Source organism: Curtobacterium sp. DN_7.5 (assembly GCF_022655355.1).
In the GTDB taxonomy this organism is placed as follows: domain Bacteria; phylum Actinomycetota; class Actinomycetes; order Actinomycetales; family Microbacteriaceae; genus Curtobacterium; species Curtobacterium luteum.
Genome location: NZ_CP093378.1, coordinates 779,122 through 800,685 on the forward strand (window position 1 = coordinate 779,122; position 21,564 = coordinate 800,685).

The 21,564-nt window shown below is 72.6% G+C and carries 19 protein-coding genes and 1 tRNA gene; 15 read left to right on the forward strand and 5 right to left on the reverse strand.

Annotated elements, in window-relative coordinates; all coding sequences use genetic code 11:
* Window positions 1-7 precede the first annotated feature (7 nt).
* The 8 genes from MON03_RS03720 (at window position 8) to MON03_RS03755 (ending at window position 8,179) form a co-directional block, all read left to right on the forward strand.
* Window positions 8-709, forward strand: a complete 702-nt coding sequence (locus tag MON03_RS03720) for a MazG family protein (RefSeq protein WP_242090607.1) — start codon at window positions 8-10, stop codon at window positions 707-709.
* Between the two features lie 279 nt (window positions 710-988).
* Entirely contained in the window at window positions 989-2,233 is a 1,245-nt protein-coding gene (gene hisS, locus MON03_RS03725; protein ID WP_242090609.1) for a histidine--tRNA ligase, read from the forward strand.
* 120 nt (window positions 2,234-2,353) lie between these two features.
* Complete coding sequence (gene eno / locus MON03_RS03730) at window positions 2,354-3,637, forward strand: phosphopyruvate hydratase (RefSeq protein WP_242090611.1); 1,284 nt, start codon at window positions 2,354-2,356, stop codon at window positions 3,635-3,637.
* Between the two features lie 179 nt (window positions 3,638-3,816).
* A complete protein-coding gene (locus tag MON03_RS03735; RefSeq protein ID WP_022904805.1) occupies window positions 3,817-4,353 on the forward strand; it encodes an FtsB family cell division protein in 537 nt (178 codons plus the stop codon).
* Window positions 4,354-4,388: 35 nt separating this feature from the next.
* Window positions 4,389-4,937, forward strand: coding sequence for a DUF501 domain-containing protein (locus MON03_RS03740; RefSeq protein ID WP_175328482.1), 549 nt, complete (start codon window positions 4,389-4,391; stop codon window positions 4,935-4,937).
* A 44-nt stretch (window positions 4,938-4,981) separates the two neighbouring features.
* Window positions 4,982-6,460 carry an NAD(P)/FAD-dependent oxidoreductase gene (locus MON03_RS03745; protein ID WP_022904804.1) on the forward strand — a complete coding sequence of 493 codons (1,479 nt, stop codon included), beginning with the start codon at window positions 4,982-4,984 and terminating at the stop codon, window positions 6,458-6,460.
* Between the two features lie 111 nt (window positions 6,461-6,571).
* A tRNA-Leu gene (locus tag MON03_RS03750) sits at window positions 6,572-6,645 on the forward strand.
* 202 nt (window positions 6,646-6,847) lie between these two features.
* Entirely contained in the window at window positions 6,848-8,179 is a 1,332-nt protein-coding gene (locus MON03_RS03755) for a threonine/serine exporter family protein (protein WP_175328483.1), read from the forward strand.
* A 99-nt stretch (window positions 8,180-8,278) separates the two neighbouring features.
* Here MON03_RS03755 and MON03_RS03760 read toward each other — a convergent pair whose 3' ends face one another.
* On the reverse strand, window positions 8,279-9,940 hold the full coding sequence (locus MON03_RS03760; RefSeq protein WP_242090613.1) for a class I adenylate-forming enzyme family protein: 1,662 nt from the start codon (window positions 9,938-9,940) through the stop codon (window positions 8,279-8,281).
* A 148-nt stretch (window positions 9,941-10,088) separates the two neighbouring features.
* Complete coding sequence (locus MON03_RS03765; RefSeq protein WP_242090615.1) at window positions 10,089-12,512, reverse strand: Ig-like domain-containing protein; 2,424 nt, start codon at window positions 12,510-12,512, stop codon at window positions 10,089-10,091.
* A 282-nt stretch (window positions 12,513-12,794) separates the two neighbouring features.
* On the opposite strand from MON03_RS03765, the gene MON03_RS03770 reads away from it, so the two are divergent.
* Window positions 12,795-13,361 carry a LemA family protein gene (locus MON03_RS03770; RefSeq protein WP_148286145.1) on the forward strand — a complete coding sequence of 189 codons (567 nt, stop codon included), beginning with the start codon at window positions 12,795-12,797 and terminating at the stop codon, window positions 13,359-13,361.
* 28 nt (window positions 13,362-13,389) lie between these two features.
* Window positions 13,390-14,286 (forward strand): M48 family metallopeptidase, encoded by an 897-nt coding sequence (locus tag MON03_RS03775; protein WP_022903129.1) that lies wholly within the window; start codon window positions 13,390-13,392, stop codon window positions 14,284-14,286.
* Window positions 14,287-14,439: 153 nt separating this feature from the next.
* Here MON03_RS03775 and MON03_RS03780 read toward each other — a convergent pair whose 3' ends face one another.
* Window positions 14,440-15,708 carry a winged helix-turn-helix domain-containing protein gene (locus MON03_RS03780; protein ID WP_242090617.1) on the reverse strand — a complete coding sequence of 423 codons (1,269 nt, stop codon included), beginning with the start codon at window positions 15,706-15,708 and terminating at the stop codon, window positions 14,440-14,442.
* Window positions 15,709-15,800: 92 nt separating this feature from the next.
* On the opposite strand from MON03_RS03780, the gene MON03_RS03785 reads away from it, so the two are divergent.
* The 3 genes from MON03_RS03785 (at window position 15,801) to MON03_RS03795 (ending at window position 19,140) form a co-directional block, all read left to right on the forward strand.
* Window positions 15,801-17,042 carry an AI-2E family transporter gene (locus MON03_RS03785; RefSeq protein WP_022902299.1) on the forward strand — a complete coding sequence of 414 codons (1,242 nt, stop codon included), beginning with the start codon at window positions 15,801-15,803 and terminating at the stop codon, window positions 17,040-17,042.
* A gap of 187 nt (window positions 17,043-17,229) precedes the next feature.
* On the forward strand, window positions 17,230-18,489 hold the full coding sequence (gene ilvA / locus MON03_RS03790) for a threonine ammonia-lyase (protein WP_242090620.1): 1,260 nt from the start codon (window positions 17,230-17,232) through the stop codon (window positions 18,487-18,489).
* 159 nt (window positions 18,490-18,648) lie between these two features.
* Window positions 18,649-19,140: a hypothetical protein gene (locus MON03_RS03795; RefSeq protein ID WP_242090622.1), complete on the forward strand. Its 492-nt coding sequence runs from the start codon at window positions 18,649-18,651 to the stop codon at window positions 19,138-19,140.
* A 118-nt stretch (window positions 19,141-19,258) separates the two neighbouring features.
* On the opposite strand, the gene greA is transcribed toward MON03_RS03795, so the two are convergent.
* Entirely contained in the window at window positions 19,259-19,747 is a 489-nt protein-coding gene (gene greA, locus MON03_RS03800) for a transcription elongation factor GreA (RefSeq protein WP_022902296.1), read from the reverse strand.
* Window positions 19,748-19,814: 67 nt separating this feature from the next.
* Complete coding sequence (locus MON03_RS03805; protein ID WP_175328491.1) at window positions 19,815-20,303, reverse strand: DUF4307 domain-containing protein; 489 nt, start codon at window positions 20,301-20,303, stop codon at window positions 19,815-19,817.
* Between the two features lie 54 nt (window positions 20,304-20,357).
* Between MON03_RS03805 and mca the strand changes: the two genes are divergently transcribed.
* Together mca and MON03_RS03815 are read left to right on the forward strand one after the other, a co-directional pair.
* Complete coding sequence (mca, locus tag MON03_RS03810) at window positions 20,358-21,242, forward strand: mycothiol conjugate amidase Mca (protein ID WP_175328492.1); 885 nt, start codon at window positions 20,358-20,360, stop codon at window positions 21,240-21,242.
* Complete coding sequence (locus MON03_RS03815; protein ID WP_022902294.1) at window positions 21,239-21,541, forward strand: hypothetical protein; 303 nt, start codon at window positions 21,239-21,241, stop codon at window positions 21,539-21,541. The genes mca and MON03_RS03815 overlap by 4 nt, the downstream gene beginning before the upstream one ends.
* Window positions 21,542-21,564: the final 23 nt, after the last annotated feature.

Here is a 21,564-nt window from a genome sequence, read left to right on the forward strand (position 1 = left end):
TGGCCGCATGAGCGCCCTCACCGACCTCGCGGCCGTCGTGGACCGTCTGCTCGCCCCCGAGGGCGGGTGCGTGTGGAACCGGGAGCAGACCCACGCGTCCCTCGCCCGGTACGCCGTGGAGGAGGTCTACGAACTCGTCGACGCCATCGACGATGCGGACGAGGCCGAACTCCGCGAGGAACTCGGCGACGTGCTCTACCAGGTCGTGCTGCACGCGGGGATCGCGGAGACGTTCGACCTCGAGGACGTCGCGGCGGGCGTCCGGGACAAGATGGTCCGACGGCACCCGCACGTCTTCGGCGACGAACGCGCGGACACGGTCGCGGAGGTCGAGCGCGTCTGGCGTGCGGCGAAGGCGGCCGAGAAGGCCTCGCGGCGGAGCGTCCTCGACGGGGTCCCGCGGGCGATGCCGCCGCTCGAGCGTGCCGTGAAGCTGCTGGAACGCCTGGAGGCGCGGGTCGACACCGACACGCTCGTCGCGTCCCTGGGTGCGCGGGTCGACGCCGAGGGCGTGGCAGACGGTTCCGCGGACGGCGCGGGGCCGGCGACGGCCGCGACGATCGCGGGCGCGGGTCGGGTGGACCTCGGGTGGGGGATCGGAGCGCTGCGTGCCGTGGCGGAGGCTCGGGAGGACGGCGTCGACCCGGTCGCCAGTCTCCGTGCTGCCGTCGCTGCGCTCGAGGTCGAGGGGCGTCGGGCCGGGGCCTGAGCGGGATCTGACCGGCGGGGTCTCGCGGGCCGTGCGCGGAGGGGAGTGCGGGCGTCCTCCCAACCCGAAAAAAGGAGGACGCCCGCGAGCGGGCCGCGCGCACCTCCAGGGAATCGAGGGACGCGCGGGATGCCCGCTCACCGCGGGGCACACTGCAGCACGTTGCCCACGCGATCGGTCCGGAGTGGATCAGGCACTTCGGACCGACGTTCTGCACTCACAATATCAGCGGACACCGGACGGCGCAAATGCGTGTTGCTGGTCTGGCAGGATTGCGACATGGCGACGACCGTGACGGCCCCCCGTGGCATGCGTGACTTCCTCCCCGCGGACAAGGCGCGTCGGGAGCACGTGCTCGGGGTGGTCCGCGGCGTCTACGCGCGGCACGGTTTCGACGAGATCGAGACACCGGTGGTCGAGGACGCGGCACGGCTGCACTCCGGACTCGGCGGGGACAATGAGAAGCTCGCGTTCGCCGTGATGAAGCGCGGCCTGGGCGTCGAGGACCTCCGGTCGGCCGAGGCCCCGCTCGACCTCGCGGACCTCGGGCTCCGGTTCGACCTGACGGTGCCGCTCGCCCGGTTCTACGCGTCGCACCGTGCCGAACTGCCGACGGTGTTCCGCTCCGTCCAGATCGCCCCCGTGTGGCGCGCAGAGCGCCCGCAGAAGGGGCGTTACCGCCAGTTCGTGCAGTGCGACATCGACATCCTCGGGGAGCCCGGACAGCTCGCCGAGATCGAGCTCATCCGGGCGACGACCGACGCCCTCGACGCCCTCGGCGTGTCCGGGACGTCGATCCGGATCAACGACCGTCGGATCCTGCTCGGGCTGCTCGCCTCGTGGGGGATCACGGAGCCCGCCGCAGCGGACCGCGCCCTGATCACGGTCGACAAGCTCGACAAGATCGGCGCGGACGGCGTCGCCGCGGAACTCCGCGAGACCACCGGCTCCGAGCTCCCCGGACTCGAGGACACCATCCGCGCGCTCGAGCGGGCGGACTGGGACTCGGTCTCCGGTGCCGACTGGCTCGACCAGGACGCCTTCGCCGACCTCGCCCGACTCCGGTCGGCGCTCGACGGGGTGGACCTCCGTTTCGACCCGACGCTCGTCCGCGGCATGGGCTACTACACCGGCACCATCTTCGAGGTCGCGCACCCCGACTTCGGCTACAGCCTCGGCGGCGGCGGTCGCTACGACGGCATGATCGGCCGGTTCCTCGGGCAGGACGTCCCGGCCGTGGGCTTCTCGCTGGGCTTCGAGCGGCTCGTCGACCTCGTGACGCTGCCGGAGGCGGAGTCCGCCGACGCGGTCGTGCTCGTGTACGACAAGGACGTCGACCCGGTCCGGCTCGCCGCGTTGAAGACCGAAGCGCTCCGGTCGCACCACCGTGTCCGGCTCGAACGGCGCACGAAGAACACGAAGAACCTGCTCGCCGGACTCGCGGCGCAGGGGTTCGGAGCGTTCGCGACGGTGGGTGCCGACACCGCCTCGCTCGACGGCGTCGAGTTCCGCCCGCTCGCCTGAGCGTCGCGAGGACGTCACCGCGGGTTCTCCACCGGTTGCGTCACGCGGGACGTGCCGTGCACCGAGCCTCGGTAGGATCGGACCCGCAATCACCACAACCGAACTCGTAGGGAGTACCCCGTGGCCCAGATCGATGCCGTAGGCGCACGCGAAGTCCTCGATTCCCGAGGCAACCCGACGGTCGAGGTCGAGGTCCTCCTCGACGACGGCGTCGTCTCGCGCGCGCTCGTCCCGTCCGGTGCCTCCACCGGCGCGTTCGAGGCGTACGAGCTCCGTGACGGCGACAAGGCCCGCTACGGCGGCAAGGGCGTCCTCAAGGCGGTCGACGCCGTCCTCGACGAGATCGGCCCGGCGCTCGAGGGCTTCGACGCCACCGACCAGCGCCTCGTCGACGCCGCGCTCATCGAGCTCGACGGCACGGAGAACAAGTCGCGCCTCGGCGCCAACGCGATCCTCGGCGCCTCGCTCGCCGTGGCCCGCGCCGCCGCCGACTCGGCCGACCTGCCGCTGTTCCGCTACCTCGGCGGCCCGAACGCGCACACGCTGCCCGTCCCGCTGATGAACGTCGTCAACGGTGGCGCGCACGCCGACACCAACGTCGACATCCAGGAGTTCTTCCTCGTGCCCTACGGCGCCGAGACGTTCTCCGAGGCGCTCCGCTGGGGCGTCGAGACCTACCACGCCCTCAAGGGCGAGCTGAAGAAGCAGGGCCTCGCGACCGGCCTCGGCGACGAGGGCGGCTTCGCGCCGGAACTCGCGTCGAACCGTGCCGCACTCGACTTCCTGCTCGCCGCGATCGAGAAGGCCGGCTTCACGCCGGGCAAGGACATCGCGCTCGGCCTCGACGTCGCGGCGACCGAGTTCTTCCACGACGGCAAGTACGCGTTCGAGGGCAAGCAGCTCTCGAGCGAGGAGTTCACCGGCTACTTCGCCGACCTCGTCGCGAACTACCCGCTCGTCACCATCGAGGACGCGCTGGCCGAGGACGACTGGGAGGGCTGGAAGCACCTCACCTCCGAGCTCGGCTCGAAGCTCCAGCTCGTCGGCGACGACCTGTACGTGACGAACCCGAAGCGCCTCCAGCGCGGCATCGACGAGCAGGCGGGCAACTCGATCCTCGTCAAGGTCAACCAGATCGGCACGCTGACCGAGACCCTCGACGCGGTGTCGCTCGCGCACCGTCACGGCATGACCGCGATCCTGTCGCACCGCTCGGGCGAGACCGAGGACACCACCATCGCCGACATCGCGGTGGCGGTCGACGGCGGCCAGATCAAGACCGGTGCGCCGGCCCGTTCGGACCGCGTCGCGAAGTACAACCAGCTGCTCCGCATCGAGGAGGAACTCGGCGACGCCGCGGTGTACGCCGGTCGCTCGGCCTTCCCGCGCGCGGCTGCCCTGTAACACCCAGCCGGACCTCGAGACGCCGTCCTCCTCCGGGAGGGCGGCGTCTCGTCGTCCGCCGTCCCGGTCACGGGAGCAGCGGGACGGAGTCGAGCCGTGCCTCCAGGCCGACGCTGGGAGGGTGCCCGACACCCGCGTGCCGGGCCCGGCCACGCGACCGTGCGGGTTATCGTCGGGACGTGCCCAGCCAGAAGCCCCGCGTCCGCCGCGTCCCGGTCGCGCTGCCGCAGGCCGGGGCGGCCGCGCACCAGCCCTGGTACCGGTCGATCCGGTTCTCCGGCTTCAGCCTGCTCATGCTCGCGATCATCGTGCTCTTCGTCGTGGTCCTCGCGCCGTCGCTGCGCACCCTCATCCAGCAGCAGGAGCAGATCGCGCAGCAGCAGCACCAGGTCGCCGCGCAGAAGTCCGACGTCGCGCAGAAGCGCCAGGACGTCGCCCGCTGGGACGACCCGGCCTACATCGAGGCGCAGGCACGCGACCGTCTCCTCTACGTCTACCCGGGCGAGGAGAGCTACCTCGTCATGGGCAGCGAGGACGCGGGGTCGTCGAGCCGTCCGCGCACCGACTCCGGAACGCCCGTGAGCTCGACGGTGCAGACGCCCAAGGTCGACTGGGTGCAGGCCATGCTGTCCTCGGTCCTCGAATCGGGACTGACCGACGAGAGCGCGGAACAGCTCGTCGCGCCGGACGTCTCCGGCACCGGCGACACGAAGTAGGACGACGCCTCGGACTCGGGTAGGCTCACGTACCCGTGACGACCCCTCCCTTCGACCCGCCCTCCGAGCACGACGTCCGCGTCGTCTCGGCGCAGCTCGGGCGACCGGCTCGCGACGTCATCGGGATCGCGGCACGCTGCGTCTGTGGCAACCCCACGGTCGTGTCCACGAAGCCCCGGCTGTCGAACGGCACCCCGTTCCCGACGCTGTACTACCTGTGCCACCCCGCGGCCACCGCCGCGGTCAGCACCCTCGAGGCCAACCAGGTCATGCCCGAGCTGGCAGCCCTGCTCGAGGACCCGGAGGTCGCGGACCAGTACCGCGCCGCCCACGAGTCCTACCTGGCCGACCGTGAGTCGATCGAGCACGTCGACGAGATCGACGGCATCAGTGCCGGTGGCATGCCCACCCGCGTGAAGTGCCTCCACGCCCTCGTCGGTCACGCCCTCGCCGCCGGACCCGGCGTCAACCCCATCGGTGACCTCGCGCTCGAGCGTGTGGACTGGTCGCCCTCCCGGTGCGAGTGCCGGGCGTATGATGAGGGTGCAGACGCCGGAGTCGGGGCGGGTGGCGGCGAACTCTGACCAGCCTCCCGGCAAACTACCCCACTCCAAGGAGATCATCCCCCGTGCCCAAGATCCTCGTCGTCGGCGGCGGTTACGCCGGTTTCTACACCGCCTGGAAGCTCGAGAAGCACCTGCGTCAGGGCGAAGCCGAGGTCGTCATGGTCGACCCGCTGCCGTACATGACGTACCAGCCGTTCCTGCCCGAGGTCGCCGCCGGTTCGATCGAGCCGCGTCACGCCGTCGTGTCGCACCGTCGTCACCTCAAGAAGACCCGCGTCGTCACGGCGAAGGTCACGAAGGTCGACCACGCCGCGAAGACCGCGACGATCACGCCGTCCGAGGGTGAGCCGTGGGAGGAGACCTACGACCAGATCGTCATGACGGCCGGTGCGGTCTCGCGCACGTTCCCGATCCCGGGCGTCGCCGACGAGGCGATCGGCCTCAAGACCATCGAGGAAGCCGCCGCGATCCGCGACAAGATCCTCGTGAACTTCCACAAGGCGGCGAACCTGCCGGCCGGGCCCGAGCGTGACCGACTCCTGACCGTCGTCGTGGTCGGCGGCGGCTTCGCCGGCATCGAGGTGTTCGCCGAGCTGCGCTCGTTCGTCTCCGACCTGCTCAAGAGCTACCCGCAGCTGTCCTTCGACGACACGCACTTCCACCTCGTCGAGGCGATGGGTCGCATCATGCCCGAGGTGTCGCTCGAGACCTCGCACTGGGTGCTCGAGAACCTCGCGTCCCGTGGGGCGACCGTGCACCTCGAGACGCAGCTGGCGTCGGCCGAGGGCGGCGTCTGCCAGCTCAAGGCGAAGGACGAGTCGATCCAGACGATCCCGTCCGACCTCATCATCTGGACCGCCGGCGTCATGGCGAACCCGATGGTCAAGGGCACCGACTTCCCGCTCGAGCAGCGTGGTCGCATCCGCGTCCAGCCCGACCTGCGCGTGGTCGACGACAACGGTGTGATCGCCGATGCATGGGCCTGCGGCGACGTCGCGGCCGTGCCGGACCTCACCGGCGGTGGCGTCGGCGGCTTCTGCGTGCCGAACGCCCAGCACGCGGTCCGTCAGGCGAAGCAGCTCGCGAAGAACCTCGTCGCGGTCATCCGCGGCGAGGCGACGACCGACTACAAGCACGAGAACCTCGGCGCGGTCGCGGGCCTCGGTCTCGGCATCGGCGTGTTCCAGTCCGGCAAGTTCGCCATGAAGGGCTTCCTGGCCTGGGGTGCCCACCGCGGCTACCACGGCCTCGCGATGCCGTCGTGGGAGCGCAAGTGGCGCGTCATCGGCGACTGGGTGGGCGGCTTCTTCCTCGGCCGCGACATCGCGTCGCTGGACGACCGCGAGACCCCGCGCGCTGCGTTCGAGGCGTTCGCTTCGCGTCCGAAGCCCGCCGTCGAGGCGCCGGCCCCGGCTGCCGCCGCTGCGCCGGAGGAGGGCAAGCCGGCCGACGCCGCCGGCCCTGCGTACGCGACGCCCGCCGAGGACGTCTCCAAGGAGGCCGAGCCGGTGAAGGCCGAGGCGTCCGCAGAGGCGAAGTAGGCACCAGCACCACCACCGACGGCGGTCACCCTGCGGGGTGGCCGCCGTCCGGCGTTCTCCGGGTGGCGGCGTCCGGGGAGGCGGGGGCGGCTCGGTAGGCTGTTGCGGCCCGCCCCCGTGGCCCAATCGGTAGAGGCATGCGACTTAAAATCGCCGAGTTGTGGGTTCGAGTCCCACCGGGGGTACGCACGAGACTCGGGGTGGCCGGACCGAGACTCGGGGTCGCCGGACCGAGACTCGGGGTGGCCGGACCGAGACTCGGGGCCAGCGACACTTCTCGGGGGAGAAGGCGCGAAAACTGTCGCTGCGCGCGAGACTCGGCCCCCGCCCCGCCCCGCCCCGCCCCGCCCCGCGCCCGCCCCGCCGCGCCAGCTACCATCGACACTCGTGGTCGGACTCGGAAGCGCCATCGCCCAGCTGCGCAACACCCTCCGCCGCCCCGAACCGCACGTCGAGGTCATCGACGGCGAAGCGGTCCCGGTCGGCATGCTCCTCGGCACCCTCGGCGCCCTCCTCCTCGACGCCGGCAGCTCGGTCACCGACGTCCGTTCGGCTCTCGAGAAGGCCCGCGACGCCGCCGGCATCGGCCCCGAGCTCGCCGTGGGGGTCCTGCCCGCACTCGTCATCGTCAGCGAGACCGCGACCGGCGCCGCGACGATCGTGAACGCCGAGGGCGTCGAGCTCTCCGCACGCCAGTCCGCTCGGGCGAACCGGATCGTCCTCGGCCTGGAGAGCGGCTCGATCGGCCTCGCCGAGATCCCCGCCCGCGTCCGAGCGATCCGCGCGAGCACCCGGCTGCCCGCACCGCTGCCGTGGATCCTCGGCAACGCGCTGACCTCGGCCGGGCTCGCCGTCGTGTTCCGTTGCCCGTGGTGGGCGGTGCTCCTCGCCCTCGGCGTCGGCGCCCTCGTCGGGGTGATCGGCCTCGTGCTCCGTCGCTTCCGCGAGGCGCTCGCGATCGTGCCGTTCCTCGCCGCCTTCGTGTCGACGGCCATCGTCGGCCTGGTCGCCGCGGGCACCGGCTTCGACCACGTGCCGCTGTTCGCCGTGTGTGCCCCGGTCGCCGTGTTCGTCCCCGGTGCGCTCATCACGAACGCCCTGCTCGAGCTCACCGCGGCCGACATCGTCACGGGCTCGTCCCGGCTCATGCAGGGCATCATCATGCTCGGGTTCATGGCGGCGGGCATCGCCGCGGGCAGCGCCCTCACGGGCCTCCACGTCGACCCGTCGTCCGCGGCGCTCGTCGGCGAGGTCGCGGGCGTCGGCACCGACCGCGGCGGGTGGGAGGCCGTGCCGCCCTACTGGGTCTCGTGGGTCGCGGTGGTGTTCCTCGCCGTCGGGCTCGGCCTGGTCTTCCAGTCCGGGTGGCGCCTCACCCTCGTGTCCGTCGTGGTGATGACGTCCGCGTACGGCCTGCTCACCGGCATCACGCCGATCGGCGGGAGCGTGGTCGCGACCGGCGCCACCGCGGCCCTGCTCTTCGTGGCGACGCGCGTGCTCGAACGGATCGTCCCGGTCATCCCGGCGAACGTGTCGTTCTTCCCCGCGTTCCTCCTGCTGGTGCCCGGCACGGTCGGCCTCGTCGCGGTCGCGACGTTCGACCCGGTGGCGCTCGCCACCCCGCTCGCGACCTTCGTCAGCCTGTGCGTCGGCACCAAGATCGGTGGACTGCTCCCCGGGCTGTTCCGCCGGAACGCGCCGCACCGCGGCCAGGGCTGACCCACCGGACTGGAGGCGCGGTGCCGGCCCGCACCGTGCCTCCCGTCCGACGAGTGGTGCGCCGGCGCCGGGGGCGACGCGTCAGGACGTGGCGACCCGTCAGGGCGCGATGAGACGGCCCGCCGCCTGGTCCGCCGCCGCGGTCGCCTTGGCGAGGTAGTGGACCTTCTTGCCGGTGGCGTTGTACGGGAGCTCCGTGATGAAGCCGTAGCGCCGCGGCCGCTTGTACCGGGCGAGGCCCGGGTGGGAGGCCGTCCACTCCTCGAGGACGGACGCTGCCTCGCTGTCGTCCTCGGGCAGCCTGCCCGGGGCGCGCACGACGTACGCGGTGACGACCTCGCCCCACTGCTCGTCGGGGATCCCGACGACGATCGCGTCCGCCACGCCGGGGTGCTCCTGCAGCGCGGCCTCGACCTGGACGGGGTGCACGTTCTCGCCGCCGGAGATGATCATGTCGTCCTTGCGACCGACGATCGTCACGCGCTCGTGCTCGTCCCACGTGGCGAGGTCGCCCGGGTAGAACCAGCCGTTCGCGAACTTCTCCGCCTCGAGACCGGGGTTCCGGTACGAGTAGCCCGACTTCACGGTGCGGACGGCGAACTCGCCGATCTCGACGCCGTCCTTGGCGACGGTGTCGGTCGGGGCCGCCAAACGGTCCTCGTGGACGCGCACGACGGCGACGTCGTCGTCCGTGCTGGCGCGCCCGGTCGAGCCGGCACCGTCGGGGAAGTCCTCCGGTCGGAGGAACGTGTTCCAGAACGTCTCCGTCGTGCCGTAGCCGTTGAAGATCCGCGGCGACAGGAGCTCCTGGTAGCGCAGGGCGGCGGCCCGGTCGAGCGGTGCGCCCATCGTCACGATGCCGTGCAGGCTCGAGAGGTCGCGGGGCCTCGCCTCCTGCGCGTTCGCGAGCGCGACGAGGTTCGGGGGAGCGCCGATGAGGAACGTCAGCTGCTCCGACTCCACCAGGTCGAGGACCCGGTCGGCGTCGAAGTGGCGGAGGGTGGTGAGTTCGGCGCCGACGTAGAAGACCGGGTTCGGGCCGCCGGAGTACAGACCGCCGCGGTGGAACAACGGCGACATGTTGAGCGTCTTGTCGAACGGACTGAGCGGGAAGTGCATGATCACGTCGTGCGCGCTGAGCACCTCGACGAGGCTCGGCAGCGGGACCGGCTTCGGTCGCCCGGTCGTACCGCTCGTGTAGAGGCGGGTCGTCTCGGCGTAGGTGTCGCGCGGTTCGGCCGCGGCGAGCTCGTCGGCCGAGACGGGATCGGCGCCGAGGAGCTCGGCGAACTGGTCACGGTCGCCGCCGACCGTCACGACGTGGGCGGGACGGTGGTCGGACGTCTCCAGGGCCTGGACGATCTCGGCGTTCCGCGCGGCGTCGTGCACGAGGACCACGGGGGCGGAGTCCTCGACGATGAAGGCCACCTCGTCCGGGGCGAGCCGGAAGTTCGTGGGCGAGAAGACCGCGCCGATGCGGTGGCACGCGAGGTAGGTGATGGCGAACTCGGGGCCGTTGAAGAGCTCGACCATGACGACCGACCCGGTCGTCGCGCCGTGGCGGAGGAGCCACCCGCCGACGCGATCGACGGCGTCGCCGAGTTCGGCGTAGGTCCAGGAGCGGTCGGTGTCCGGGTCGCGGAGGGCCGGGCGGTTCGCGAAGCGGTGCCGGTTCCGTGCGAAGCCGTTCGCGTAGGTGTAGCTGCCCTCGAAGACCTCCCGGAAGCGCGTCGGGTCGTAGTCGGAATGGGTGTCGGTCATCGTCGCTCCCTGGACGTTCCTCGTGCGTTCGCACACCGATCGTCAGCGTATCCGCGGTGGTCCCCCGGCGTCAGGACGGCGCCGAGGCGTCCGCCGGGGATGCGCGGGCGTCAGGACGCCCAGCGCCGGAGCGCCGCAGCGCCGCGCGTCACGACGGCGCGGTGGCGTCCGCGCGGGCCCACAGGCGAGCGGCCACGGCGGCGGCGATGCTCAGGACGACGGCGACGACCCACGCGGCCGGGGCGACGTGGGTGCCCGTGCTGCCGGAGTACACGGCGGCCGCGAGCGCGGTGGCGACCAGGACGAGCGCGGCGTACCGGCCGCGCGCCCCGGCGAGCAGCGCGGCGCCCGCCGACCCCGTGAACGGCAGGAGCGACACGACGGCGGCACCGAGGCCACCGACGCACAGGGTGATCGCGACGTCCGAGACGAGCGACGTCCAGAAGCCGCCACGGCCCGCGACGCTGTGCACACCCCACCCGGCGACGGCGAGGACGAGCAGTGCCGCCGACCGCCAGGTTGCACCACGGAGACGGCCCGCGACCTCCGAGCCGAGACGCATCGGTCCGGTGCCGAGGTCCGCTCGACCCGTGGGCACGAGGACGACGCCGACGACGAGGGCGGGGGAGAGGTCCCCCGCGCGGGTCAGCGCGCACGCGACGAGGGCGGCCAGCACGAGCACGGGCGACACGCGGTGACCGACGAGGTGCCGGTCGTGGCCGGCAGCCCAGCGGGTGGCGAGCACGAACGCCGCGGTGAGCAGCGCTGAGCCGACGGCCACCGCGACCGCGAGTCGGACGTAGCGGGCCTCGAGCGAGATCCCGGTCCCGAGCACCGTGCACAGCGTGGCGATGGTCACGGAGGACACGACGGAGACCCAGGTCGGCAGGGCGTCCTCGGCGCCGGAACGCCCGGTGCGGGGGCGGTTGCGGCCGAGGAGCGCAGCGAACGGCGATCGGATGCGCCCGCGTGCCACCCCGGCGACGACCGCGAGCGGCGCAGCGATGAGGACGAGGAAGCCCGCGGCGACCGCGGTCGCGATCACGACCGTCCGCCACGAGAACACCGACTGGATGGTCGGGACGGCCTGGTCGTAGGCGGTGCGGGCGCTCCAGTCGCCCGCGGGCCCCGACCAGTCCAGGCCACGGCCGCCCGACGCGCCGGCGTTCGGACCCGAGCCGGACGAGCCCGCAGCGGCACCGCCGGTCGTCGAGCCGTCGTGACCGCCGTCGGAACTCCCGCCGGCGGGACCGGTGCCGGACGGCTCGCTGCCGTCCGGTCCGTGGCCGCTCGCGGCTCCCGTGGTGGTCCCGGCGCCGGTGGTCGGCCCGGGTGTCCCGGTCCCGCTGCCCGTCGTCGCCGTGGGCCCCGCGGACGCGACGGTCACGACGACCGCGACCGGGGTCGACGACCGCGAGGTGTTCCCTGCGGCGTCACGTTGCAGCGCCGTGAGGGAGTGGGCGCCCGGCCGGACGACGGAGCGCGCCGTCGAGCACGCCCACGTGCCGTCGGCGGACACCGTCGCGATGCACACGGGGGAACGATCGACCGCCACCGTGACCACGGCGCGGGGCTCGCCGGAGCCGGACACCACCAGGGGTTGCGTCCGGACCCGGTCGCCGGCGCCCGGGTCGAGGATGCGCGGGGCGGCCGGGACGGTGCGGTCGAGCGTCAGCGTCCGCGGGGCGGAGACCGCGCTCCGGAGGTCGGAACGGTAGCCGGTCGCGGTGCTCGCGGTCTGGCTCGCGACGAGTTCGAGGCGACCGTCGCGGACGCTCCGGGGGAGCGACACGGTCCAGCGGCCGTCGGCGCCGACGGTGGCGTCCCATCCGGCCGAGGACCCGGCAGCGCCCACCGTGACCCGTGCTCCGGCCCGGCCGTCACCGGCGACGGTGCCGTTCGACGTCCCCGTGGTCGCGAGCGTCGGCGGGGTGATGACGTCGGAGGAGGGGGCGGCGACGGAACCGAGGGACGGCGCATCGGTGTCGGTCGCGGTGAACACCTGGGCAGGGCCGGAGGTCACCGTCCCGAGGCATGCCCACGTCCCGTCGCGACCGACGACGGTGGAGCAGGAGACTGCCCGGCCGGAGGCCACGCGCACGTGGTGGCCCGGTGTCCCGGTGCCGTGGAACCGGGCCGTGCCGGTGGTGATGTCGCCCGGGTCGGCGATGGTCGGCGGGACCGGCGGGGTGGACGAGGGCGGGTTCGTGGGCGTCGGGTGGCCGAAGACCGGGCCCGTGGGGGTGTCCGACGGGTCCGGCGTCGCGCCGGGCAGGAAGTCGCCGTCGCCGCCGCCCTCGTCCGCGGTCGTCGTGCTGCGCTGTGCGGCGGTGGCGGCATCCCGTGCGGTCGTGGTGCCCACCGTCGCGGAGCCGGCGCCCGGCGTGGCGGTGCTCGGCGTGGTGGCGGCGCTCGCTGCTGGCGCGATCACGAAACCGGCGAGGACCGCCGCGACCGCCAGCGTGGTCGAGACGATCACGGTCCGCTTCCGGCGGGCCGCCGCCGTCGGGGGACGCCGGACGGGGCCGTCGCCCCCGACGGCCCGCTCCACGTTCTCCCCGGGCGTGTTCACCGGTCCCATCCCACGCGAAGACGGCCCGTTGGTCAATCCGCCTCGCGGATGATCCCGCGGGCGCGGGCCGAGCCCGAACACCCGGTGTGCGCGACTCGGGAATCGCCCGTGAACCAGCAAGCGGGACTCGGACGGGTGCTGAGCGTCGGTAGACTCTGCTGTGGTCCCGCGCGACCGCCGAACGGCCGTTCCCGGTCGTCCCCGTCGCCCGGACCAGCCCGACCGCGGTCACCGCGCGGTTCCCGACGCGCAAAGGAGTACGCCCGCATGGACACCGGACTCATCACGACGCTGATCGTCGTCGGAGTGGTGGTGGTCGTCCTCGTGGTCATCGGGATCTACCTCTGGGTGACGTACAACTCGCTCGTCACGCTGAAGGTCCGGGTCGACGAGGCCTGGAGCGACATCTCGGTGCAGCTCAAGCGGCGAGCCGACCTCATCCCGACCATCGTCGACACGGTCAAGGGCTACGCCGCCCACGAGAAAGCGGTCTTCACGGACGTGACCGCCGCGCGCGCCGAGACCCTCAGCGCCGGCGACGCGAATGCCGCCTCCGCTGCCGAGGGCCACATGCAGAAGGCCCTCAAGAGCGTGTTCGCGGTCGCCGAGGGCTACCCGCAGCTCCAGTCGAGCCAGAACTTCCTGCAGCTGCAGTCGGAACTGGTCGACACCGAGGACAAGATCCAGTCCGCCCGCCGCTTCTACAACGGCGGGGTCCGTGAGCTGAACACGAAGATCCGCGTCTTCCCGAACTCCGCCTTCGCGAAGAACCGCGGCTTCACCGAGGCGTCGTTCTTCGAGACCGCGGAACCGGCGGCCATCGCCGAGCCCCCGCGCGTCCAGTTCTGACCCGGACGACCGACCGCAGCGCCCTGCCGTGTACCGCGCGATCGCGCAGAACAAGCGCAACACCGTCCTGATCGTCCTGGTCTTCCTGCTGCTCGTCGGCGCCCTCGGGTTCCTCGGCGGGTACCTCGCGGGCAACGTCTCCATCGGCGTCATCGTGCTCGTCGTCGCGATCGGGTACGCGGTGCTGCAGTACTTCACCGCCGCTCGCCAGGCCACGGCCATCGCGGGCGGCGTCGAGATCGACCGGACGACCGAACCCCGGCTGTGGCGGACGGTCGAGAACCTCGCGATCGCGACGGGCATGCCCATGCCCCGGGTGTACGTGGTCGACGATCCGTCCCCGAACGCCTTCGCGACCGGGCGCGACCCCGAGCACGCCGTCGTCGCCGCGACCACGGGACTGCTCGGGATCATGGACGACCAGGAACTCGAGGGCGTCATGGCGCACGAGCTCGGGCACGTCCGGAACTACGACATCCGCGTCTCGACGATGGTCTTCGGGCTCGTCGTCGCGGTCGGGCTCATCGCCGACGTCCTGCTCCGCATCTCGATCTTCAGCGGGCTGAGCGGGCGGAGCCGGAACGACAACAACGGCGGCGGCAACCCGATCCTCCTCGTCGCCGGTCTCGTGGCCGTCATCGTCGCCCCGATCGCCGCCGTGGCCGTGCAGGCAGCGGTGTCGCGGCAGCGGGAGTACCTCGCGGACGCGACCGGTGCGATGACGACGAGGCACCCCGAAGGGCTTGCACGCGCCCTCGAGAAGCTCGGCGCGTACGGCCGTCCGATGCGGACGCAGAACTCGTCGATGGCGCACCTGTGGATCGCGGACCCGATGCGGCCGGGCGTGATGGACCGGCTGTTCTCGACGCACCCGCCGCTGCCCGACCGCATCGCGCGGTTGCGGGGGAGCCTCGACCGGTTCTGACCGGACGAGCGGCGCTCCGGGGCGCTCCGCGGCGCCCCGGGGCGCACCGCGCTCAGGGCGCGGTGATCGGCGTGCAGCACGGCGCACCGCGCCCAGAGTGTGGCGGCGCCGCCGGGAGGCCCGTGACGGCGCCGCCACGGGCCTCCCGGCCGGTCAGACGGTGACTTCCAGGTCCGGGAGCGGCTCGGCCACGTCCGTGTCGTCCGCCGACTCGTGCGGGACCAGCGCGACGCCGAGGGCCCCGGCCAGCGCGCGCGCAGCGGTCCCGCGATCGGTGACCTCCACGTCGCCGAGCCCCTGCCACGCCGCTGTGCGCCGCAGCACCTCGGCCAGCCGCTCGGCGTCGAGGTGCTCCCCGGGCTCCTCCCACGCCGTGCGGACGCGGAGCACTCCGCGCTGCCGGTCGCTCTTGAGGTCGATCCGTCCGGTCAGGCGGTCGTCCTGCAGCACGGGCAGCACGTAGTACCCGAACACCCGTTTCGGCGCCGGCGTGTAGATCTCGATGCGGTAGTGGAAGCCGTACATCCGTTCGGCCCGCCGGCGGAACCAGACGACCGGGTCGAATGGGCTGAGCACCGCGTCCGCCGACGTGCTCCGGGGAACCCTGGCGTCCGCGTGCAGCCACGCACGGTCCGTCCACCCGTCGACCCGCACCGGGACGACCTCACCCGCCTCGGTGAGCTCGGCGAGGGCTCGCCCCGTGTCGTCCGCCCGGAGCCGGTAGTAGTCCGCGATGTCCGCGCGCGTGCCGACACCGAGCGCCCGGGTCGCTCGCCGGACGAGTTCCCGGACGGCGTCGGTGCGGTCCGGTGCGTCGTCGAGGAAGCGGTCCGGCAGCACCTGCTCCGGCAACGCGTAGACCCGCTCGAAGCCGGACCGGCCGGCACTGACGACCTCGCCCCAGCGGAACATCTGCTCGAGGCCGATCTTGACGTCGCTCCACCCCCACCACGGCCCGCGGCGCACGTTCGACTCGTGCTCGACCGCGCTCGCGGGGGAGGGGCCCTCGGCACGCAGCAGCGCCCGGAGCTCGTGACGGACCCGCTCCGTGCGGGCGACCTGCTCGACGCGGTTCGGTCGGGCGTCACGCTCGCGGAACGCGTCCATGCGCCACCGGAAGAGCGGGAGGTCGTCGCGCGGGATGAAGGCGGCTTCGTGCGCCCAGTACTCCAGGTACGGGCCGCGTCTGGCTGTGGTGAGCCGGTCGAGCGTGTCCCGGTCGTAGGCGCCGAGCCGGGCGAAGAGCGGGAGGTAGTGGCTGCGCTCGAAGACGTTCACGCTGTCGATCTGGAGCAGGCCGAGCCGGGCGAACCCGCTGTTCAGCGCCCGCGTCGACACCGCCGGCGCCGGCGCCGAGCCGAAGCCCTGCGCGGCGAGCGCGACCCGTCGAGCCTCGGCGGCGGAGAGCGTGGTCCTGACCATGCCCCGACGCTACCGATCCCCCGACACGCCTTCCCGGGGCCCGTATGCCTGATCCGGAACCTGTCAGGTTGCACATCGCTACAGTGGCGGGCATGGCCTGGGGCAGCAAGAAGACTCATCCCGATCCCGTCGTCGAGGACTCGGTGCCCACAGGCATGCGGATCGCGGGGGCGTGGTCGTGGCGCGTGCTCGTCGTGCTCGGCGTGGTGGCGGTGTTCATCTACCTCGTCATGCTGTTCAGCGAGGTGCTCATCCCGTTCCTCATCGGCATCGTGGTGGCGTCGCTGCTCGTGCCGCTGTCGAACTGGTTGCAGCGGCACCACGTGCCGAAGTGGATCGCGGTGCTCGTCAGCCTCGTCGGTGGGCTCGCCGCCGTGGGCGGGCTGATCTGGCTCGTCGTCGACCAGATCGCGGCCGCCTGGCCCTCGCTGCGCGACCGGGCGCTCCAGCAGTACGACTCCGTGCAGCAACTGCTCCAGAACTCCGGGCTCGACATCAGCGAGAAGGACTTCAACAACTCGCTGAACCAGGCGACGAACTGGCTCCAGGACAACTCCGGGTCGATCCTCTCCGGCGCCGCGAGCGTCGGCTCGTCGCTGACCCACGTCCTGACCGGGCTCTTCGTCGTCATCTTCACGGTGATCTTCCTGCTCATCGACGGCAAGAACGTCTGGCGCTGGGTCGTCCGGATCTTCCCGCGCAAGGCCCGCCCGGCGATCGACGGTGCCGGCGTCGCGGGGTGGACGACCCTGACGAGCTTCGTCAAGGTGCAGATCTTCGTCGCGTTCGTCGACGCGGTCGGCATCGGCATCGGCGCGGCCGCCCTGCAGCTGCCGCTCGTCGTGCCGATCGCCGTGTTCGTCTTCCTCGGCGCGTTCATCCCCGTCGTGGGTGCGATCGTGACCGGCATCCTCGCCGTCATCGTCGCGCTGCTGTTCAACGGCTGGGGTGCGGCGCTCATCATGCTCGGTGTCGTCCTCGCCGTGCAGCAGATCGAGGGCCACATCCTGCAGCCGCTCGTGATGGGCAACGCAGTCAAGGTGCACCCCCTGGCGGTCGTCCTCGGCGTCACCGCGGCCTCCGGGCTCGCGGGCATCGCCGGCGCGTTCTTCGCCGTCCCGCTCATCGCCACCCTGAACTCCATGGTGACGACCATCGCGAGCGGGCGGTGGCGCGGGCTCGACTCCGACCACGTGCTCGAGGCGCAGCAGCGCGGCCACGCGGCGAACAAGGAGGAGAAGCGTCGGCGGAAGTGGCGGAAGCGGCACCGTGACGACGTCCCCGAGCCCGGCAGCGACCAGCAGCCGACCGCGTCGAAGGGCACCGCCGGCTGAGTCCGCACGCTGCGGGGCGGCGCGTGGCCGTGCCCGCGGCGCGCCCCGGCCCCGGACGGGTCACGAGTCGCCGCGCACGCGTCACGAGTCGCCGCGCACGCGTCACGAGTCGCCGCGCACACGTCACGAGTCGCCGCGCACGCGTCACGAGTTCGCGGCGACGACCGCGAGCGACGATGATGGGCACGTGACCGACACCACCGCGCCCCAGCTCCCGACCGCAGCGATCCCCACGCTCGCGGACATCGAGGCCGCTCGCGCGACCATCGCCGGCGTCGCCCGCGTGACCCCGATGGAGTCGTCCCAGTACCTCGCGGAGCTCCTCGGCTCACCCGTGCACCTCAAGTGCGAGAACCTGCAGCGCACCGGTGCGTACAAGGTCCGCGGCGCGTACAACCGCCTCGCCGCGCTCACCCCGGAGCAGCGCGCCAAGGGGGTCGTCGCCGCGAGTGCGGGCAACCACGCGCAGGGTGTCGCCCTCGCCGCCCGGGAACTCGGGATCCCGGCGACGATCTTCACGCCCGTCGGCGTCGCCCTGCCCAAGCTCCAGGCCACGCGGCACTACGGCGCGGACGTCGTCCTCCGCGGGCACTCCGTCGAGGAGGCCCTGAGTGCCGCCAAGGACTTCGCGCACCGGACGGGTGCCGTCTTCATCCCGCCGTTCGACCACCCCGCGGTGATCGCCGGCCAGGGCACGCTCGGCCTCGAGATCCTCGATCAGGTGCCGGACGCCGACACGGTGGTCGTGCCGATCGGCGGCGGCGGCGTCATCGCCGGGATCGCCCTCGCGGTCAAGGGCATCGCCGAGCGGCAGGGACGCCACATCCGCGTGATCGGGGTGCAGGCCGCGAACGCCGCCGCCTACCCGACGTCGCTCGCGGCCGGGGAACCGGTCACCGTCCAGACCACCCCGACCATCGCCGACGGCATCGCGGTCGCGCGACCGGGCGACATGAACTTCCCGATCATCCGTGACCTCGTCGACGAGGTCGTCACGGTGACCGAGGACGACGTCGCCCGCGCGCTCCTGGTGCTGCTCGAGCGCGCGAAGCTCGTCGTCGAGGCGGCCGGCGCGGTGGGTGTCGCGGCGATCATGGCCGGCTCGGTGCGCGACACGGGCAAGACCGTGGTGCTCCTGAGCGGCGGCAACATCGACCCGCTCATGATGGAGCGCCTCATCACCCGCGGTCTCGTCGCGGCGTCGCGGTACATCGGCATCCGGATCATGCTCCCGGACCGTCCGGGGCAGCTCGCGCGGGTGGCGCAGGTCATCTCCGACGCGGGCGCGAACGTGGTCGAGGTGCTCCACACCCGACACGGTCAGGGGCTCGTCATCAACGAGGTCGCGCTCGACCTCTCGATCGAGGCCAGGGGTCCCGAGCACGCGCAGGAGGTCCTCGGTCGCCTGCAGGAGGCCGGCTTCCGACCCGAGATGATCGCGCGCTGAGGCACCGGGGGCGCGCCCGCGGCGAGGGCACGCCCGCGGCGTCAGGTGACGTCGCGTCAGCCGACCGCTCCGTCAGCAGACCGCACGGGTCCGGGTCCGCTCCGTCAGGGTTCCGTTCGCGACGGCGACGCCGGCCGGGAGGCGCGTGAGGCTGCCGTCATGACCCTCACGTCGATCCTCCCCACCCTCCGCGCTTCGCTGCCCGATCCGCTCGACCCGACCGTGTGGCCCGCAGCCACCGCCGCGACGGTCGACGACGTGACCGTGCGGGCGGTGTCGATGCAGCGGCTCGCGGCCGTCGCGGGGACGCCCTGCGTGCACACCGCCGAGGAGGCCCCGCCGCGGTACCGCCCGCGCGACTGGCAGCCGCGAACGGTGTGCGTGACCGTCGCTGCCGTGACGCGCGTCCGACGCCCGTGGGGCGTGCTCCTCGTCGAGCTCGACGCCGTGCTGCCCGACTGCGCGGTGCTGACCGAGGCCCGGCTGATCGGCCGCCCGTCGGTGGCGGCCTCCGCGGCCGTCACGGTGACCACGAACCCGGCCGGCACCGCGGGCGTGGACGCGGTGCTCCCGGCGGACGTCGCGGTCGGCGACCTGGTGTGCTTCCCGTGCCGCCGCGCGCTGGCGCACCGGGATGTCGTCGCGCGCTGAACTCGACCGGCGCCGTGGAACCACGAAACCGACGTGGAAGCAGGGCGCTGGCCTGGTTCGACGTCGGCTTCGTGGTTCGACCCGCGCGACACGTCCGCGGGGTCGGTGTGACGAGCGCCTACGGCTCGTAGCGCTCGACCTTCGTGACCTCGACGGCGATCTCCTTGCCGTTCGGGGCGGTGTAGCTCGTCTTCTCACCGGCGCGCAGCCCGAGGATGGCGGCACCGACCGGGCTGACCGGGCTGTAGACCGTGAGGTCCGAGCCCTCGCCGACGATCTCGCGGTTGCCGACGAGGAACGTCGACTCGTCGCCGGCGATCACGGCCGTGACGACCGTGCCGGGCTCGGCGGTGCCGTCGAAGTCGGCCTCGCCCACCGTGGCGTGCTTGAGGAGCTCCGTCAGCTGGCGGATGCGGGCCTCGATCTTGCCCTGCTCGTCCTTCGCGGCGTGGTAGCCGCCGTTCTCCTTGAGGTCGCCCTCTTCACGCGCCGCCTCGATGCGGTCCGCGATCTCCTTCCGGGCCGGACCGGACAGCTGCTCGAGCTCCGCCTGGAGGCGGTCGTGTGCCTCCTGGGTCAACCAGGTGCCCTGGGTGTCGTTGCTCATCGTGATCCCTTCGACAAAGAGCGAGACCGGCCGGTGTGGCCGGTCTCGCTCTGCGGATCACAGCAGTCTAGGGAACCCAGCAGTCGTGGATCAAGCCGGTCACGCCGCGCGTCGTCGTCCGGACCTCGGTCGACACGGTGCGCGAGCGCTGCTCCACGGCGGGGAGGTCGATGACCTTCCACCCGACGATCGTGTACGACTTGTCCAGCACCTGCACGGCGCACTCCGCCCGGGTGCCGGGGTCGACGGACACCTGGCTGCGCACGACGGTGGCGTGGTCGGAGAGCACCTGGTACCCGATGTCGTCGGTGTCCAGCCCGTGGTCGGTCTGCCCCGGCCCCGCCCACACGACCCAGACACCGAAGGTTACGACGATCGCGACCGCGGCGAGGATCGCCAGCAACCGACCCCGTCGCGCCCGTGACGGCGTGCGGCCGTACCGGTCGTCGAGCGCCGCGGTCGCGGTGGCCGCGGCGGGTGCCGGCGTGGCGGGGTGCTGCTGATCGGACAGTTCGGGGCTCCCGGGGTGATTATCCTGATCTCCAGGGTAGTTCACGCCTGGCTGTGCGCCGCCCGCGTCCGCGCCCGCTCCGACCGCGAGGAACCTCCCGTGCCGTACCGTCTGCTCGCCGTCCACGCCCATCCCGACGACGAGTCGAGCAAGGGCGCGGCGACCGCGGCGAAGTACGTGGCCGAGGGCCACCAGGTCCTCGTCGTGTCCTGCACGGGCGGCGAGGCCGGCGACATCCTCAACGACCAGCTCGGCGAGCCGGCGACCACGCGGGCGCACCGCGACATGGCCGGGTACCGCCGGACCGAGATGGCCGCGGCGCAGCAGGCACTCGGGATCGACCACGTCTGGCTCGGCTACCACGACTCGGGTCTGCCCGAGGAGGGCGAGACCGTCCGTCCCGGCACCTTCTCCACGGTGCCGCTCGAGTTCTCCACCGAGGCACTCGTCCGCGTCGTCCGGCGTTTCCGGCCGCACGTGCTCGTCACGTACGACGAGAACGGCGGCTACCCGCACCCGGACCACATCCGGACGCACGAGGTCTCCGTGCAGGCCTGGCGCGACGCCGCCGACCCGACGAAGTACCCCGAGGCGGGGGAGCCGTGGTCGATCGCGAAGCTCTACTACGAGCGCACGCTGAACCCGCGCCGCTTCACCGCGATCTACGAGGCGATGGTCGAGCGCGACCCGGACAGCCCCGGCGTCGAGCAGCTCCGCGAGTGGGTCGAGCGGTTCGCCGACCGGCCGGACCTCGCGACGACGCACGTCGACGTCCGGGGCCACTTCGAGGCCCGTGACGCCGCGCTCCACGCGCACGCGAGCCAGGTGCCGCCGGACAGTTTCTTCTTCTCCTGGCCGAACGACCTCCTCGCGACGGTGTGGCCGACCGAGGACTACCAGCTCGTCGAGGCCCGCGTGCCGACGTCGACGCCGGAGTCCGACCTCTTCGCGGGGATCCCGGCAGACGAGGACACCACCGCGTGAGCACCACCTGGGCGGCACTCGCCGCCGCCACCCCCAGCCCGAGCCCGACCTCGACCGTCCCGGACGTCGACGTCACCCCGGGCGTCGCCGGCTTCATCGCGATCGCGGTCGTCGCGGTCGTGACGATCCTGCTCGTCATCGACATGACGCGGCGCATCCGTCGGACGCGCTACCGGGCGGAGATCCGGGAGCGGCTCGAGGCCGAGGCGGGTGCGGAAGGCGCCGCGACCGACGAGCCGGAGCGGCGTGCCGCCGAGGACGGCCGCGCGGACGTCGGCGACGACACGGAACGCGGGTAGCCGCGACCGACGTGCGGCCGGGC